Origin of the sequence: Flavobacterium sp. (assembly GCF_039595935.1) — a bacterium.
Lineage (GTDB): Bacteria > Bacteroidota > Bacteroidia > Flavobacteriales > Flavobacteriaceae > Flavobacterium.
Genome location: NZ_JBCNKR010000004.1, coordinates 1,149,205 through 1,164,673, shown reverse-complemented (window position 1 = coordinate 1,164,673; position 15,469 = coordinate 1,149,205). Strand labels below are relative to the sequence as shown.

The following is a 15,469-nucleotide window of genomic DNA, read 5'->3' as shown; positions in this document are numbered from 1 at the left end:
TTTAAACTCTACTAATTCTATAGACAAAGTTATATTTAAAAATGTAAAATCCAAATTAATCTTTACTTTTTTTGAAAAAAAGATTTGATATAATAGGGTGTACGTGTATTTTTTTGATTTAGTTTATTGATTTTTAATATTTTAATTAAGATGATGAAAAAATACAAAGACATATTGGAGGTTTTTACAGAGATTTTTATTAGGAAGGGTTAGAATCTCGCAAAGCCGCGAAGGCGCAAAGTTTTAATTTCACGCAGATTTTAAAAGATTTAAGCAGATGTACGCAGAGATTTTATAATTAAATCTGCTACAATCTGCTGAATCTGCGTGAAAAAAAATCTTTTTAATTCTTATAATCTGTGGCTATAAATAAAAACTTTGTGCCTTCGCGCCTTTGCGAGAGATGTTGTTTAGTTGCCAAAAAGCAAAAACGCAATAATCAAAGTAACAATCACATTGAATAATTGTGCAATTAAAAAAGCATACAAAGGTTTACGACTATTATTACTTAGTAAATCTTTAAAATTAGTTTCTAAACCAATACTTGTAAAAGCCAAAGCAAACCAAATTCCCTGCAGATTTTTCAAACTGTCTTTTGCACTGTCTCTGGTTTCGGGAGAAATTAAAAAGGAAAAGATTAAAGAAGCGGCAATAAATCCGATTACGAATTTTGGAAAACGTTCCCAGATTACTTTTAAGGTTGGTTTTGATTCAATTACTTCAGATGAAGTGTTATGTGAATACGTCCAATAAACCGAAATCGCAAAAGCGGCTAATCCCAACAAAACATTTTGGGAGAATTTTACAATCGTGCTGATTTTTAAAGCGGTTTCTCCAACCAAAGTTCCAGAAGCTACAACCGCTCCGGATGTATCGATACTTCCGCCAAGCCAGGCTACGGTTACCTCTTCTGGGAAATTGAAATATTTAGCAATCATCGGCATGAAAATCATCATTGGGATTGCGGTTACCAAAACGATCGAAATAACATAAGATAATTTCTTAGAATCGCCTTTTATAGCGCCTGAAGTGGCAATTGCTGCAGAAACACCGCAAATAGAAACGGCACTTGAAATCATCATCGTTAATTCGTCGTCGACTTTTAGTTTTCGGCAAAGCCAAAAGGCAAAATACCAGACGGATATCACAACAACCAATGCCTGAATTAAGCCTAATGAACCTGCCTTTAATATATCTGAAAAAATAACTCCGGTTCCTAATAAAACCAATCCGATTTTTACAAAAACTTCTGTAGAAAGTGCGGATCGAAACCATTCCGGAAGTTTGAAGAAATTTCCAATCGCCAAACCAATTATCAAACTAAAAATAACGGCTTCGAGATTGATGGATTTTATGGCTGAATTTCCGGCGAGAATCAATGCAATTAAGGTTAAAAGATAAACTATCGGAAAAGTAAAAAGAAAATATTTTACAGATCTTCCAATAAAAAATGCCCCGATTGTGCCAATTGAAATGAGGTATAAAAACTGAATTAAAAGTATTTTAAGATTTACAAAATCAAATACATTCGTAAATAAATCTGCAGTATTCGACCAGCTGAAAACGGGAACTTCGGGAAGAAATATAAAAAGAGAAATTCCGATGATTATAAATCCCAGAATAACGACTGTCCAGTCTTCGTGGATATTAAATTGTTTGGATTGAGTTGACATCTGTTTTTGATTTGATTATTCTAAGAATTATTGATTCTAAGATTTTATATTAAATTGCCTCCAGCTTCAGCTGGATTTAAAGAATTTGTACATTAAAAAGCTATTAATAGCCTCCAGCTTTAGCTGGAGGTAACTGATTTGCAAATAGAAAAGGCTTTAGCCGAATAAAAAGTTTGGCTAAAGCCTTTTGCATCTTCAATTTTAAACCTCCAGCTAAAGCTGGAGGCAATTGATTGTTTTATTTCCTGCAAGGTTTCCAAAACCTTGTAGGTATTAGTTATTAATATAGAATTTAAAATGAAAGACCTACAAGGTTTTGAAAACCTTGCAGGACTGCTTTAATTTTACAAATCAACAAAGTATTTTTGTTTGCCAAAGTCGAATTCATAATAAGTAAGATTTGGCCAAAGCGGTTTAATTAATCCCTTTTCCCAAGTTTGTAAAGCAGTTTGTAATTCTTTTACTTTTTGAGGATTTCTTGAAGCCAAATCTGTCTTTTCAGATTTGTCTTTAGATAAATCATACAGCCATTTTTCATGTGTTTTTCCGCTGATGATTAATTTCCAGTTTCCGCTTCGAATGGCTTTTGCATCGCCGGAACGCCAGTATAAATCTTTGTGCGCTTCTTTATTGTTATTGACAACGTCGACCAAATCAACTCCATCATAAACTCTGTCTTTTGGTAAACCAGAATACGTAACAGCAGCAATTGTGCTGAAAATATCCAATGAACTTACCGGAGTTTTGTAAACAGTATGCGGCTTGATTTTTCCCTTCCACGAAAGTGCAAAAGGAACATTTATTCCGCCTTCAAAATGAGAAAATTTTCCGCCTTTTAAAGGAGCGTTCGTTGTTGCAAAAGTATAATCGGCACCGCCGTTGTCACTTATAAAAAAGATTAAAGTGTTTTCTTCTAAACCTTCTTTTTTAACTTTTTCCCTAATTCTTCCAACCGCATCGTCAAGTGCGCTGATCATCGCAAAATAAACACGTTTGTTTTCGTCTTTTACATTCAGGAAACGATCGTAATATTTTTTACGAACTTGGAAAGGCGTGTGTGGTGCATTAAATGGAACGTAAAGTAAAAATGGTTTGTTTTTATTTTTGTCGATAAAAGCTTCGGCTTCGTCAGCAAATGTTTCGGTTAGATATTTTTTATCTTTAATAATAGTTGTGTCACGGCGAATTTGCCCAGTTCCGACACGGCCGTTGCCCCAAATTGTTTTATCGGTAAAATCTTTGTGATGATGATTGATAATGTCCGGATTATCATCTTCGGGCGTGTAAAGTGAAAATGCCTGATAAAATCCATAATGGTAATCAAAACCTCGGTCTAAAGGAAAAAATCCTTTGTTGTGTCCCAAATGCCATTTTCCGATAATTGCCGTATTGTAACCTTGTTTTTTGGCTAAATCGGCAAACGTAATTTCAGATTTTGGTAAACCTTGTGTGGCTATTGAAGCTTCATTTGGGTAATTTATTTTATTATTTATTCGCCAGTTGTTGGTATTAATTACATACTTAAAAGCATAATATTCGAGGTTATTTTTTGGATAACGATCTCCGGGTTGATATTCATGTCCAAAACGTTCCTGATAACGACCAGTTAATAATCCCGCGCGTGAAGGCGAACAAATGGATGCAGAAACATATCCGTCGGTAAAAGTAACTCCAGATGCTGCCAGAGAATCAATTTGCGGTGTTGGTGTTGATTTTCCTCCATAAAGAGAAATATCATATTTGCCTAAATCATCGGCAACGAGAATGATGATATTTGGTTTTTTTTCTGAAGTTGTATCTTTTTGAGACAGAAATGCTGCTTTTCCCTGAGCTAGTTTTTCATCGGGTTTTATTAATGTTCCGTCTGTATTGATGGGCCAGAAAAGAAATAACGCAATAAACGAAAGGATTATAACGATAGGGAGAACGATCCCGGTTATTTTTTTATAGTTTGCCATTATGGTTAGTTTAGTTTATTTTGAAATTTTCGATAATATTTGTCATTTCTCCTTCGTCGAAATGACAAATGGAACGTGTTTTCAGGCTTTATTTCGAAGCCAAAGCCACATCAACATCATTTTTTAAATCGCCTAAGCCGTCTTTTTTGAAAATGATTTTGCCATTTTGATATAAAATCAAAGTTGGAAAAACTTTTACGGTTTTTAAATCGGCGATTACCTGTGGACTGGTTTCTAACTCGATTTCTACGATTTTTAAGTTTTCACCGTATTGCGCTCTGATGGTTTCCAGAACTGGTTTTACTTTTATGCAGGCACCACAATATTTTGAACCGATATCCACCAAAACAGTTTTGTTATCAGCAATGATTTTATTGTATTCGGATAAAGTCAGTTTGCTTTTAGTATTGACATAAAAAGGTTTTCCGTTTCCAATCCAGTTAGCAATTCCGCCTTCTAAACTGTAGGCTTCTTTAAACCCTTTTTTCAATAAATCATCGGCAAGCCAAACGCTTCTTCCGGCACCAATGGAGTAAGTAAAAACGGGTCTGGATTTGTCTAATTTTGCTACTTGTTGGTCATAATCTTTTGATTCTAAATTAAAATTAACTGCGCCGTTAATATGGTTTAAAGCAAATTCTTCGGGACCGCGGGCATCGATTATCTGTGGGTTTTTCTCAGCCTGAATTTTACTGTAATAAACATCTAATGAAACGGTGTTTGAACTTTTATTCTGCGAAAAACCTACAATTGTAAAAAGCAGGATTAATGTGGTAATTTGTATTTTATTTTTCATGATGGAATAGTTTGGATAAAAGCTGGCAGTGTATTCAGGGTTAATTTTGAATACACTGCCGCGCTTTATATTTTTATTTTCATTTTAAGATTAAACCTGCTCTAAAACCGGAGCTGGTTCTGCAGTTTCTATTACTTTTTCTACAGGTTTAGCTTTTAGCGGAAATGCCAGTACGCCTTCGGCAAGGGAACTTCCTTCTTTTTTAGATTTGAAAATTGGCCACAAAAATTGTGCGTACCATTCTTCTTGCTTGTATGATTTTGTTCCGTAAGATTCAGGGAATTTACGCGTGATTAATCCAGTTCCGAAAATCATATCCCAAATGAAAAACATGTTTCCGAAGTTTCCTTTGAAATGTCCAACTCCATCTCCGCTAGTATCTGCGTGATGCGCGTGGTGCGTTGCCGGAGTAGAAATCAATCTTTCTAAAACCCATGCAATTGGGTGTAAAACTTTGTATTTGTAAAATGGTTTGTCCCATGCAATACTTGAATGTGCGCCCAAAGTGATGAAACTTTTGATAACTAAAACGAACAGAGCCGGTAATCCTAAACCTAAATAGGTTAAAGTTGCTGTCAAATAAATTTGAGAAAAGAAAACTGTGTAGATAAAGTTTTGTCTTGATGCCATTGCCATTCCCATGTATGGAGCAGAATGGTGTGTTCTGTGAAAACGCCATAAAAATGGTACCTGATGATGTAATCTGTGGTACCAGTATTGTGTTAAATCATCGGCAATTGCGATTAGGAAAAATCCTCCCCAAAACGGAACCCAAGATAATGTATTAGCCAAATTTGGCAGTAAATAGGGTAAAGCTGTTAAGCTGAAAAAAGCAATTACCGGTGGTAAAAGTAATTTTGGAGCTAAGAAACAAACAATATCAATTTTACGTTCTTCGCCCGTCCATTCGTCATCGTATAAACCTGCAGCAAATTCTATAATTCCCAAAACGACCATGAAAACGGTTAATCCCCAAGTGCGGATATTTTCGAATGCTGGTTTTGCAAATTCTAAAAATGAAGGCAGTGTAATATGAGAATCGCTTACAGCACCGCCTGTTAATTTAAAATAAAGGTAAATTGCCACAACTGGCAGTGAATAAATGAAAAAACTTATTGTTAAGTCTCTCGTTAATTTTTCTTTTTGAACTATCGCCATGATTTTTTATTTTAAAAATTGATTAATAATGGTTAATCCTCCGGCTAAAATTACCAGCGGTACTAAAAACAAGATTATCCCAACGACAATCTTTTTTCCTATAATTTCGTAATCTACTCGCTTCATGATCTTAAAATTTATTGTGTTGTGTGTTGTTGAAAATCAGTGAATTATATATGAATTGTAAATTTAAATAAAAAACTTCTATATCTATAGAATTAGTAGTATTTAAAATATATCTTTTTTTATCAATTTTGTTATTTATTTATAATTCTTTCAGAAAGTTAAGAGCAAAATCTGCAAGGCTAAAAAGCCCTGCAGATTTCTATAATCTAATTACTGCTTCCGGTTTCACCAGGTTTAGAGGCTTGTTTTACTAAATCCTGTAATGTTTTACCTTTTTCTGCACCGGTATTGTGGATTCTTCTGTTGTAAACATCCTGCCAGTCAATCAATGGATAAACATTGTTTTCTTTTGCCTGTTCATCAAAAAGTTTTTGAAGTTCAGCCAGTTTTTCAGGGTATTTTTTAGCAAGGTTGTTACGCTCGTTAAAATCTTCGTTTAAGTTGTACAATTCCCAAACATCGGCATCAAAATTACTTTCAGCCGGTTTTTCGTTTTTGCCTAAAGATTTTTTTACAGCAAATGAATCCGGTAAGTGCGCTGCCGCAGCTTTCCATCCGTCTTTGTAAATCGCTCTGTTTCCAAAAATGTAGTAATATTGAACTTTGTGTAAAGATTCAGCTTTTGGATTATCAATAGAAGCCTGAAATGATGAACCCTGAATAATATCTTGTTTAATTCCTTTGATATATTCCGGAGCTTTAATTCCTACGATATCCAAAGTTGTTGGCAGTAAATCGGTTACGTGGCTGTATTGATTTCTGATTCCGCCCTTGTCTTTAATTCCGTTTGGATAAAAAACAATCAGCGGATTGTGCGTTCCACCTTCAGAATGTGCATCTTGTTTCCAGTTTTTGAAAGGTACATTTGTAGCCTGAGCCCATCCTAAAGGGTAATTCGTATTTAAACCTTTTGGAGTTCCGATTTCATCAATATTGGCTAAGTTTTTCTTCAGATTTTCTTCATCAGATGTGCCTTGAGAGAATAAACTTTGGTTGATTGTTCCTTCTGTAGTCCCTTCTTTACTAGCACCGTTATCTCCAATAGCAACAAAAATCAAAGTGTTGTCTAGCTGACCGCTTTCTTTTAAATAATTTACAACTCTTCCTACTTCATAATCAGTGTAAGTTAAGAATCCGGCATACACTTCCATAAATCTTGCATACACTTTCTTTTGGTCCGGAGTTAATTTTTTCCAGTCTGTGATTAACGGGTTGCGCTCTGGTAAAACAGCATTAGCAGGAATTACACCCAATTTCTTTTGGTTAGCAATAACCTCTTCGCGGTAAGCATCCCATCCTTTATCAAATTTTCCTTTATATGGATCGCTCCATTTTGTAGCAACCTGATGAGGTGCATGTGCTGCTCCGGGCGCATAGTATAAAAAGAATGGTTTTCCGGGTGCCGCTTTCTGTTGTTTTTGAATATAACTGATGGCTTTATCCGTAATTAATTCGTTTAAATGACGTCCGTCTGGTTTAATATGTACCTGATCTTCTACTAAATCCGGATTGTACTGATCGGTTTGCGAACCTAAGAATCCGTAGAAATGATCGAAACCTTTTCCGGTTGGCCATCTGTCAAACGGTCCTGCATCTGATGCGTCTTCGTCTGGAGTTACACCATATTTACCAACGGCAAAAGTGTTGTATCCGTTTTCACGTAAAATCTCAGCAATTGTTCCTTTATCAGAAGGAATTCTTCCATCCCATCCAGGAAATCCTGCCGATAAAACAGTGTGTGAAAATCCGCTAACGTGAACTCTTCCTGAATTTCTTCCGGTTAATAATGCAGCACGAGTTGGCGCACAAATTGCAGTTGTATGGAAATTTGTGTAACGTAAACCGTTGTTTGCCAAATTATCAAATGTAGGCGTGCTGATTAAACCTCCAAAAGCACTTGAAGCTCCAAATCCAACATCGTCTAATAAAATCCAGACAATATTTGGCGCACCTTTTGGCGCTTTTACCGGGTCTGGCCAGTATTCTTTAGAATCTGCCAGAGTTTTACCAATTGTTCCTTTGAACTCTTGCTGCTCTTGTGCAAAACCAAATTGTACTGCCAGCAATGCTGTAATCAAAAGCCCTTTTCCAGAGCTTTTGATCGTAAAGTTATTTCTAAAATTTTTCATTTTTAATAGTTTTTCGGTTGTGTTTATAATTAATAACCAGGGTTTTGCGGCAAACCAACTGGATCAATATTTCTTTCACTTTGTGGAATTGGGTAAAGATTATTTCTTTCTGAAACGGAGTTTTTGGCCGTAACTTTTTTCACTTCAGTAACCAAAGTTCCCCAACGAACTAAGTCAAACCAGCGCTGTCCTTCCTGAACAAATTCTTTTTTACGTTCTTCCTGAATCGCGGCTCTAAAAGAGGTTTGGTTTAATCCCACTAAATCAACTGTTACATCCGGAGTTGTAATGGCTTTTCCGTAAGCTCTTCTTCTTACCTGATTAATTAATTCGTAGGCTTCTACTGTTGGTGCTCCGTTTTGCTCATTTATGGCTTCTGCCAAAGACAATAAGATGTCTGCATAACGAATTATAGGAAAATTGATCGCTACGTTTGCCGGAGTTGCCAAGTTGGTCAAATCCAGATATTTTTTGAAAATTGGTTTAGGAAAAGTATAAAGCGTTCCAGTAGTTGGATTTAGTAATTGTTTGGCATAACTAACATCTCTGCGGGTATCTCCAGGTTGATAGATATCATAGAATAAAGCTACATCTGAGATAATATCAGCAGGTTCAGTTGCTGTAAATCCGGTAAAAGATGTTGATTGAAAAGTACTTCCGCTGGAACCGTTTCCTGCCTGATTTGGCTCAAACTGAACAGAGAAAATATGTTCTTTTCCGTTCTTTTTTGTTTTCGTAAAAATGTCCTGAAAGTTTTCGAACAAAGCATATCCGTAACCTCCATTAATCACTTCTCTTGCTTTTAAAATTGCATTTGGCCAATCTTTTCTAGTCAAATATACTTTTGCTAAAATGGCTTTTGCAGCTCCGGAAGTCGCACGTCCCGCATCAGCAGCAGTGTAAGTTGCAGGTAAACTTTCAGCATCTGTTAAATCTTTGATGATTTGAGCATAAACTTCGTCTACAGTTGCTCTTTTTGATTTTAAACTTTCTAACTGAATAGAAGTTGGTTCATGAAGCACAATCGGAACACCTCCCCAAATACGAACTGCCTGAAAATAAAGTAATCCGCGGATAAATTTAGCTTCGTTGATTAATCTTGTTTTTACAACTTCAGATCCTGAAACCTGAGGAATGTTATCAATAGATACATTGGCTCTGTTGATTCCTGCATAAATTTGTCTCCACGCCACCTGAACACGGTCATTGGTTGCATCATGCGTTAAACTGCTCATGGCTCTAACCTGAGGGTTTGTTGCAGAAACTCCTGCTGCGGCATAATCAGAACCCATATCGGTAAGGAAATAAAGGTTTCTTCCAAATAAACTCTGCTCTCCCGGATCAAGGCTTAAAGAAGCGTAAACCGCTGTTACACTCGCAACGGCATCATCCTGAGTTTTAAAGTAATTATCTTCGGTTACAAATGAGGTTGGCGTTACCTCAAGGTCGGTGCACGATACCAATAAACCGGCACTTAAAAGGAATGTTATTATAATCTTTTTCATTTTATATTTTTTTTACTTAGAAAGTTACGTTCAAGCCGGAGATGAATGTTTTTGAGTTTGGATAAGAACCAAAATCAATTCCCGGATATAAGTTGTTTTGTTCGTATGAACTTACCTCAGGATCATAGCCAGAGTATTTCGTCCAGGTCACTAGATTTTCTGCGGAAACATAGAATTTCACGCTTTTTGCTCCCAGTTTTTTTGAAGCGCTTTTTGGTAAAGTATAGCCAAGAGTGATTAATTTTAAGCGTAAGAAAGAAGCATCTTCTACATAACGTTCAGAAACAATTCCCAGTGGAGAACTTGATGCCCTCGGGATTTCATTGCTTGGATTTGTTGGTGTCCAGCGGTCAACAAGAGCAGTTGAAGCATTTGTTCCAAGAGTTGAAATTTCTAACTGCTGATTTAAAGCGTTGAAGATTTTTGCGCCATAAGAACCCTGAAAAGAGAAATTCAAATCAAAATCATTATAAGAAATCGAGTTGCTGAAACTTCCAACAAATTTTGGCTGAGATGACCCTAAGTTACCTTTATCAAGTGCTGTTATTACACCGTCTCCGTTAGTGTCAACATATTTTCTGTCTCCCACTTTAGTATTGGCTAAACTGTTGATTTTTGGTTGAGTATTCACTTCTTCCTGTGTCTGGAAAATTCCGTTTGTTCTGTATCCCCAGAAAGTTCCTAATGGCAGTCCAACTTTTACCGTAACTGGCTGCTGCTGCAATAAAGATCCGTTTGGCACAACTGGGAAAAACTGATTAACTCCGTTTCCAATAGCTACTACTTTGTTTCTGTTGGCAGAAAATACAAGGTTTGAATTCCATGAAAAGTTTTCTGTTTTTAGGTTTTCTGTATTTAAACCAATCTCAATACCTTTATTTTCAACACCTCCAATATTTTGAAGAACACTTGCATATCCTGAAGTCAACGGCACAGGAACGCTGATTAACAAATCGTTTGTTTTTTTGTAATACACATCAAAAACAAAATTGATTTTTCTGTCTAAAAGAGATAAATCTAAACCAACATTGTATTGTGTTGTTTTTTCCCATTTCAAATCAGAATTTGCTAATCGGGTAGGAGCAAGTCCGGTATATAATGTTCCACCAAAAGAATAATTTACAGAACCCATTTGAGCTAACGCCAGATAGTTTCCAATTTCCTGATTTCCTGTTGTTCCGGCTGTAAGTCTAAGTTTAGCTTCGGTTACACCTTTGATATTGCTTGCAAATTCTTCATCGGTAATATTCCATGAAAAACCTGCAGATGGAAAATAACCCCAGCGTGATTCAGAACCAAATCTTGAAGAACCGTCTGCACGTCCGGAAAGTGTAAAATTATATTTTCCTTTGTAAGAGTAATTTACTCTCGCCAGCCATGATTTTAAAACGCTTTCGTAAGCATCACTGTATGGTTTTACGGCCACACCATCTTGCAAAGCATTATACGTATTGGCATCGTTTACAAAAGTATTAGCTCCTGCTGTAACCACTTCACCTTGCGTATATTGCAATGTGTAACCGCCTAAAGCTGAGAATTTATGGTTTTCACCGAAGTTGGTATTATAATTCAGCGTATTTTCATTTAATACAGAACTTACCAATCGGTCTCCAACAGCGGCAGAACCTTTTGTTCCGGCACCATTTGAGGTATTCGCAGGCGCATAATAATTTTGTTTTGTATCAATAACATCGCCGCTTACCGCAACTTTAGCGGTTAGTTTTTTGGTGATTTTGTATTCGCCAAACAAACTGGTAAGGATTCTGTTGATTTTAGTTTCGTTAATCGTATTTTCCAAATCGTTAATTGGGTTTGGAACATAACCATTTACAGAAGTCGCATAAGGGTTATTGGTAACATTGTAACTTCCGTCTTCATTTCTAATTGGTACAACCGGAGCAGTTAATAAAACACTAACAATAGGGTTTGGGTTTCTTCCGCCGCTGCTGTTACTTGCTATACCGTTTGAAACAGAATTACTGTAGTTGGCATTTACACCAAATTTAAAGTTTTGTGAATAGTTTTTTTCATAGTTAACACGAAGTGAAATTCTTTTAAAATCAGATCCCAAAACAATTCCTTCCTGATCAAAATATCCGGCAGAAATTGCATATCGTGATCTTTCATCTCCACCTGAAAATGACAATTGATGGTTTTGAACCGGAGTGGCTTTTCTAAATGCTGCCGACTGCCAGTCGTAACTTCCTGAAGTTTTGAAAGCTTCAATCTGCGCATCCGAAAAAGAAGGCGCCTGACCAATACTTGCCTGAACATCATTTCGTAAACTTGCCCATTGGCTGGCATTCATTATACTAAGTTTTTTTGAAATATTCTGAACTCCAAAATAACCTTGATAAGAAATATTATCCTGTCCTTTTGTTCCTTTTTTAGTGGTAATAATTACAACACCATTTGCGCCACGCGAACCGTAAATGGCCGTTGCAGAAGCATCTTTTAAAACCTCAATAGATTCAATATCAGAAGGATTTATGGTAGACAAAACATTTAAGCTTGCTCCAGCATTTGCTATTCCGGTAGAACTGTTGGCATTGTCATTATAAATTAAAATTCCGTCCAGAACATACAAAGGTTCGTTACCTGCTGTAATTGAGTTTCCACCACGAATACGTACGCTTGAAGATGCGCCCGGACGACCCGAACTTTGTGTAACTACCACACCAGAAACAGCTCCGCGCAGTAAGTTATCTGCTGATGAAGTTACCTGAGATAAATTAGCTTTTGGAACCGATGCTACAGAACCTGTAATATCTTTTCTCTTTTGAGTTCCGTAACCTACAACAACCAATTCGTCTAGTTCTTGTCGTTCTTCTTTTAAGTGAATGATTACCGGATTTTTCTCTACTATGATTTCCAGTTTCTTATATCCTATATAACTTACTATTAAAGTATAAGGAAATTTCTGACCGGTTTGAAAATAAAATTTTCCTTCAGCATCTGTTACAACTCCGTGAGTTGTACCTTTAATTGTTACTGATGCACCTATAATTGGCTGATTTGTAATATCATCGACTACCGTTCCGTCGAGTTTAGATTGAATAAGCGGTGTTGTATTTTGTGCCTGAAATTGCAGGGATGTTAACAAAATTGTAACCCATAAAATGAGGTTTATATTTTTTTTCATTTCTTTGTAATGGTTTAAATAATTAACAAGGCGCCCTGAGCACTGAATTTTCAGCACTCTGATTGTTTCCTTGATTTAGTGATAAATGTTCTTTAAGCCTCGCCATTTCTGTTGCCGCAGAAATGGCTTTTTTTATTTACAGCAGCAGCTTTGCATTGTTTTCATTTTGTCTTTTTTTAGTTGGTTAATTATTTTCTTTTTAAAATATAGGTACATTTCAATAAATCCTTTTACAGCAATTTTAGTGCAGTAATTAGATGTTCGTAATTCAGTAAAAGTAATTTGGTGGTGAAATAGGATTTCGTTTGTAGACTTAAATGCGTAATATCTATTAACGAATACATTGCGTTAGGAATTAGCAACAGAAGCACATATAACAACAGCTGTTATAAGTATCATTTTTAGGAAGAATGTAATACGATATGCTTTCGGTTGTTTTCACAATATAGTTTTTTTAGTTTGAAATACTATTTTTAAACTCTACTAATCCTATAGACAAAGTTAATTTTAATATAATAAAAACCAAAAAAATGTTTACTTTTTTTTGAAAAAGAAAGCAGAGTAACAGTAAAAGTTAGGTGAAAATAACACCTTAATGCTTTATTTATAAAGGCTTACATGTGTTTTTAGTATTTTTTAAAATGTTAAATATTTTTTTAATACCATTCTTAAATTGTAGTATTTTATACTTATTTTTTAACTTATAATATTCCTGATTTTGAGAAATAGAGCGAAAAAAATGATTCAAAAATTCTGATATGACACTTTCAAGCAAAATTTTAGTAAAAACTAAACTCATTTTTAAAGTTGGTTTTGAATAAATTAGAGTAATTTTATAGATATTAAAATAAATTAAAATTTTTTATTCACCGTATGAATAAATACTTATATTTGTAATAAGTATTTATACGTAGTTTTATTTTTTGTAATGATAGAAGTTAGTAAAGCCATCGAAATAATTGAAGCAAACAGCAGAAAAATGCAAACGAAGCTAATCCCGATTAGCAAAGCATTAGGTTATGTTCTGGCAGAAAAAATAATTTCACCCATTAATATGCCTCCGTTTCGCCAGTCAGCTATGGATGGATATGCTTTTACACACAGCATTCGTCATCAATATGATGTTGTTGGAACTTCACAAGCTGGAGATCATTCAAATATAAAACTAAAAGCAACTGAAGCAATTAGAATATTTACAGGCGCTTATGTTCCAGATGATGCAGATACAGTAGTAATGCAGGAACATGTAATGGCAAATGAAAATTCAATTTTAATTGCCACAATGCCGGATAAATTGTCAAATGTGCGTCCAAAAGGGGAGCAGATAGCAAAAGATGATATTGTTTTTGAAGCCAACACTTTGATTACGCCTGCAGCAATTGGTTTTTTGGCCTGTTTAGGAATAACGGAAGTTGAGGTTTATAAAAAGCCGAAAGTGGCTATTTTGGTTACTGGAAATGAATTAGTTCAACCGGGTAAAAAACTAAAAAAAGGAAAAATATTCGAAAGTAATTCCGTTATGCTTGAAGCTGCACTTCAAACAATTGGAATACAAAAAACGAAAGTTTACAGAGTAAAAGATAATTTAAAAGCGACTAAAAAAGCACTAAAAGGTATTCTGAAAAAATACGATGTTGTGTTAATTTCCGGTGGAATCTCAGTAGGCGATTATGATTTTGTAAAAGAAGCATTATTACAAAATGAGGTAAAAGAGCTTTTCTATAAAATCAATCAAAAACCCGGAAAACCAATGTTCTTCGGATCTAAAAATGAAACTTTAGTTTTTGCTTTACCAGGAAATCCAGCTTCGTCGTTAACGAACTTTTACATTTATGTTTTACCGTCAATAAAAAACAGAATGGGATTTTCTGAAATTCATAAAACAAAAGTAGTCCGAAAATTAAACTCGGATATTAAAAATGATACAGGAAAAACATTGTTTCTAAAAGCAAAATACGACGAAACCAATGTTACAGTTTTAGACGGACAAAGTTCAGCAATGCTTAATACGTTTGCCGTAGCCAACAGTTTATTGATCGTTCCTGAAAATGTTGAAGAATATAAAAAGGGACAGTTAGTAACGTTGCTGCCGATTGACTAAATTTTAGAATTCAGATTTTAGATTTTTTAGTGGTAAATATGAAAAGCGGTATATAAATAAAAACATACGGCAATTACAAAACGATTAAACAATTAACCAAATAAACGATTAAACAAAAAATGAGCCTATTAAGTTCCGAAAACATACTATTATTCAGTTTTGCCTTAATTGTAATTGCGTTTTTATATTCAAGCGTTGGACATGGTGGAGCTTCGGGATATTTGGCTTTGATGAGCATTTTTGCATTTCCGGTTTCAGTTATGAAACCATCGGCTTTGCTGTTGAATTTGTTTGTTTCGAGTATTTCGTTTTTGTTTTATTACAGAAATAATTATTTCAAACCCAAGCTATTTTATCCGTTTGCAATTGCCTCAATTCCGACAGCATTTATTGGAGGTTTTATAACTTTAGATAATGCGATTTATAAAATTATTTTAGGAATTGTATTGGTTTTTGCGGCTTTAAGATTGTTTGGCGTATTTAATTTTAAAGAAAAAGAAGAAGTAAAAATTAACCTTCCGTTTGCATTAGCAATCGGATTTGCGATAGGATTATTATCAGGAATGTTAGGAATTGGCGGCGGAATTATCCTGAGTCCGATTTTATTATTTCTGGGTTGGGCATCGGTAAAAGAATCGGCGGCAATTTCGAGTTTGTTCATTTTCGTAAATTCATTTGCAGGAATGTTAGGATTTTTTTTAGGAGGAAAAACAATTCCGATGGAAAGTTTTTATTTAGTGCCAATCGCAGTTGTAGGAGGAATGTTAGGCGGATTTTATGGTAGCGGCTCTTTCTCTAACAGAACTTTAAAAATGGTTCTGGGAACAGTAATTTTAATGGCAAGCGTGAAATTGATTTTTCCTTGAAATATTAAATCGTGA

At 35.1% G+C, this 15,469-nt stretch carries 9 protein-coding genes; 2 read left to right on the top strand and 7 right to left on the bottom strand.

All coding sequences use genetic code 11. The features are described 5' to 3' along the window. Window positions 1-410: 410 nt before the first annotated feature. From ABDW27_RS05025 to ABDW27_RS04995, 7 genes are all read right to left on the bottom strand, one after another. Window positions 411-1,673, bottom strand: a complete 1,263-nt coding sequence (locus ABDW27_RS05025; protein ID WP_343694863.1) for a putative sulfate exporter family transporter — start codon at window positions 1,671-1,673, stop codon at window positions 411-413. Between the two features lie 344 nt (window positions 1,674-2,017). Further along, window positions 2,018-3,631 carry a sulfatase-like hydrolase/transferase gene (locus ABDW27_RS05020; protein ID WP_343694862.1) on the bottom strand — a complete coding sequence of 538 codons (1,614 nt, stop codon included), beginning with the start codon at window positions 3,629-3,631 and terminating at the stop codon, window positions 2,018-2,020. Between the two features lie 88 nt (window positions 3,632-3,719). Beyond that, a complete protein-coding gene (locus ABDW27_RS05015) occupies window positions 3,720-4,427 on the bottom strand; it encodes a rhodanese-like domain-containing protein (protein ID WP_343694861.1) in 708 nt (235 codons plus the stop codon). 90 nt (window positions 4,428-4,517) lie between these two features. Beyond that, window positions 4,518-5,585, bottom strand: a complete 1,068-nt coding sequence (locus ABDW27_RS05010; protein WP_343694860.1) for a sterol desaturase family protein — start codon at window positions 5,583-5,585, stop codon at window positions 4,518-4,520. Window positions 5,586-5,917: 332 nt separating this feature from the next. Beyond that, on the bottom strand, window positions 5,918-7,840 hold the full coding sequence (locus ABDW27_RS05005; protein ID WP_343694859.1) for an arylsulfatase: 1,923 nt from the start codon (window positions 7,838-7,840) through the stop codon (window positions 5,918-5,920). A gap of 29 nt (window positions 7,841-7,869) precedes the next feature. Further along, window positions 7,870-9,345, bottom strand: a complete 1,476-nt coding sequence (locus ABDW27_RS05000) for a RagB/SusD family nutrient uptake outer membrane protein (protein WP_343694858.1) — start codon at window positions 9,343-9,345, stop codon at window positions 7,870-7,872. Window positions 9,346-9,361: 16 nt separating this feature from the next. Continuing rightward, window positions 9,362-12,487, bottom strand: coding sequence for a TonB-dependent receptor (locus ABDW27_RS04995; RefSeq protein WP_343694857.1), 3,126 nt, complete (start codon window positions 12,485-12,487; stop codon window positions 9,362-9,364). A gap of 928 nt (window positions 12,488-13,415) precedes the next feature. On the opposite strand from ABDW27_RS04995, the gene glp reads away from it, so the two are divergent. Further along, entirely contained in the window at window positions 13,416-14,588 is a 1,173-nt protein-coding gene (glp, locus tag ABDW27_RS04990) for a gephyrin-like molybdotransferase Glp (RefSeq protein ID WP_343694856.1), read from the top strand. A gap of 119 nt (window positions 14,589-14,707) precedes the next feature. Next, window positions 14,708-15,454: a sulfite exporter TauE/SafE family protein gene (locus ABDW27_RS04985; protein ID WP_343694855.1), complete on the top strand. Its 747-nt coding sequence runs from the start codon at window positions 14,708-14,710 to the stop codon at window positions 15,452-15,454. The last annotated feature ends 15 nt before the right edge of the window (window positions 15,455-15,469 follow it).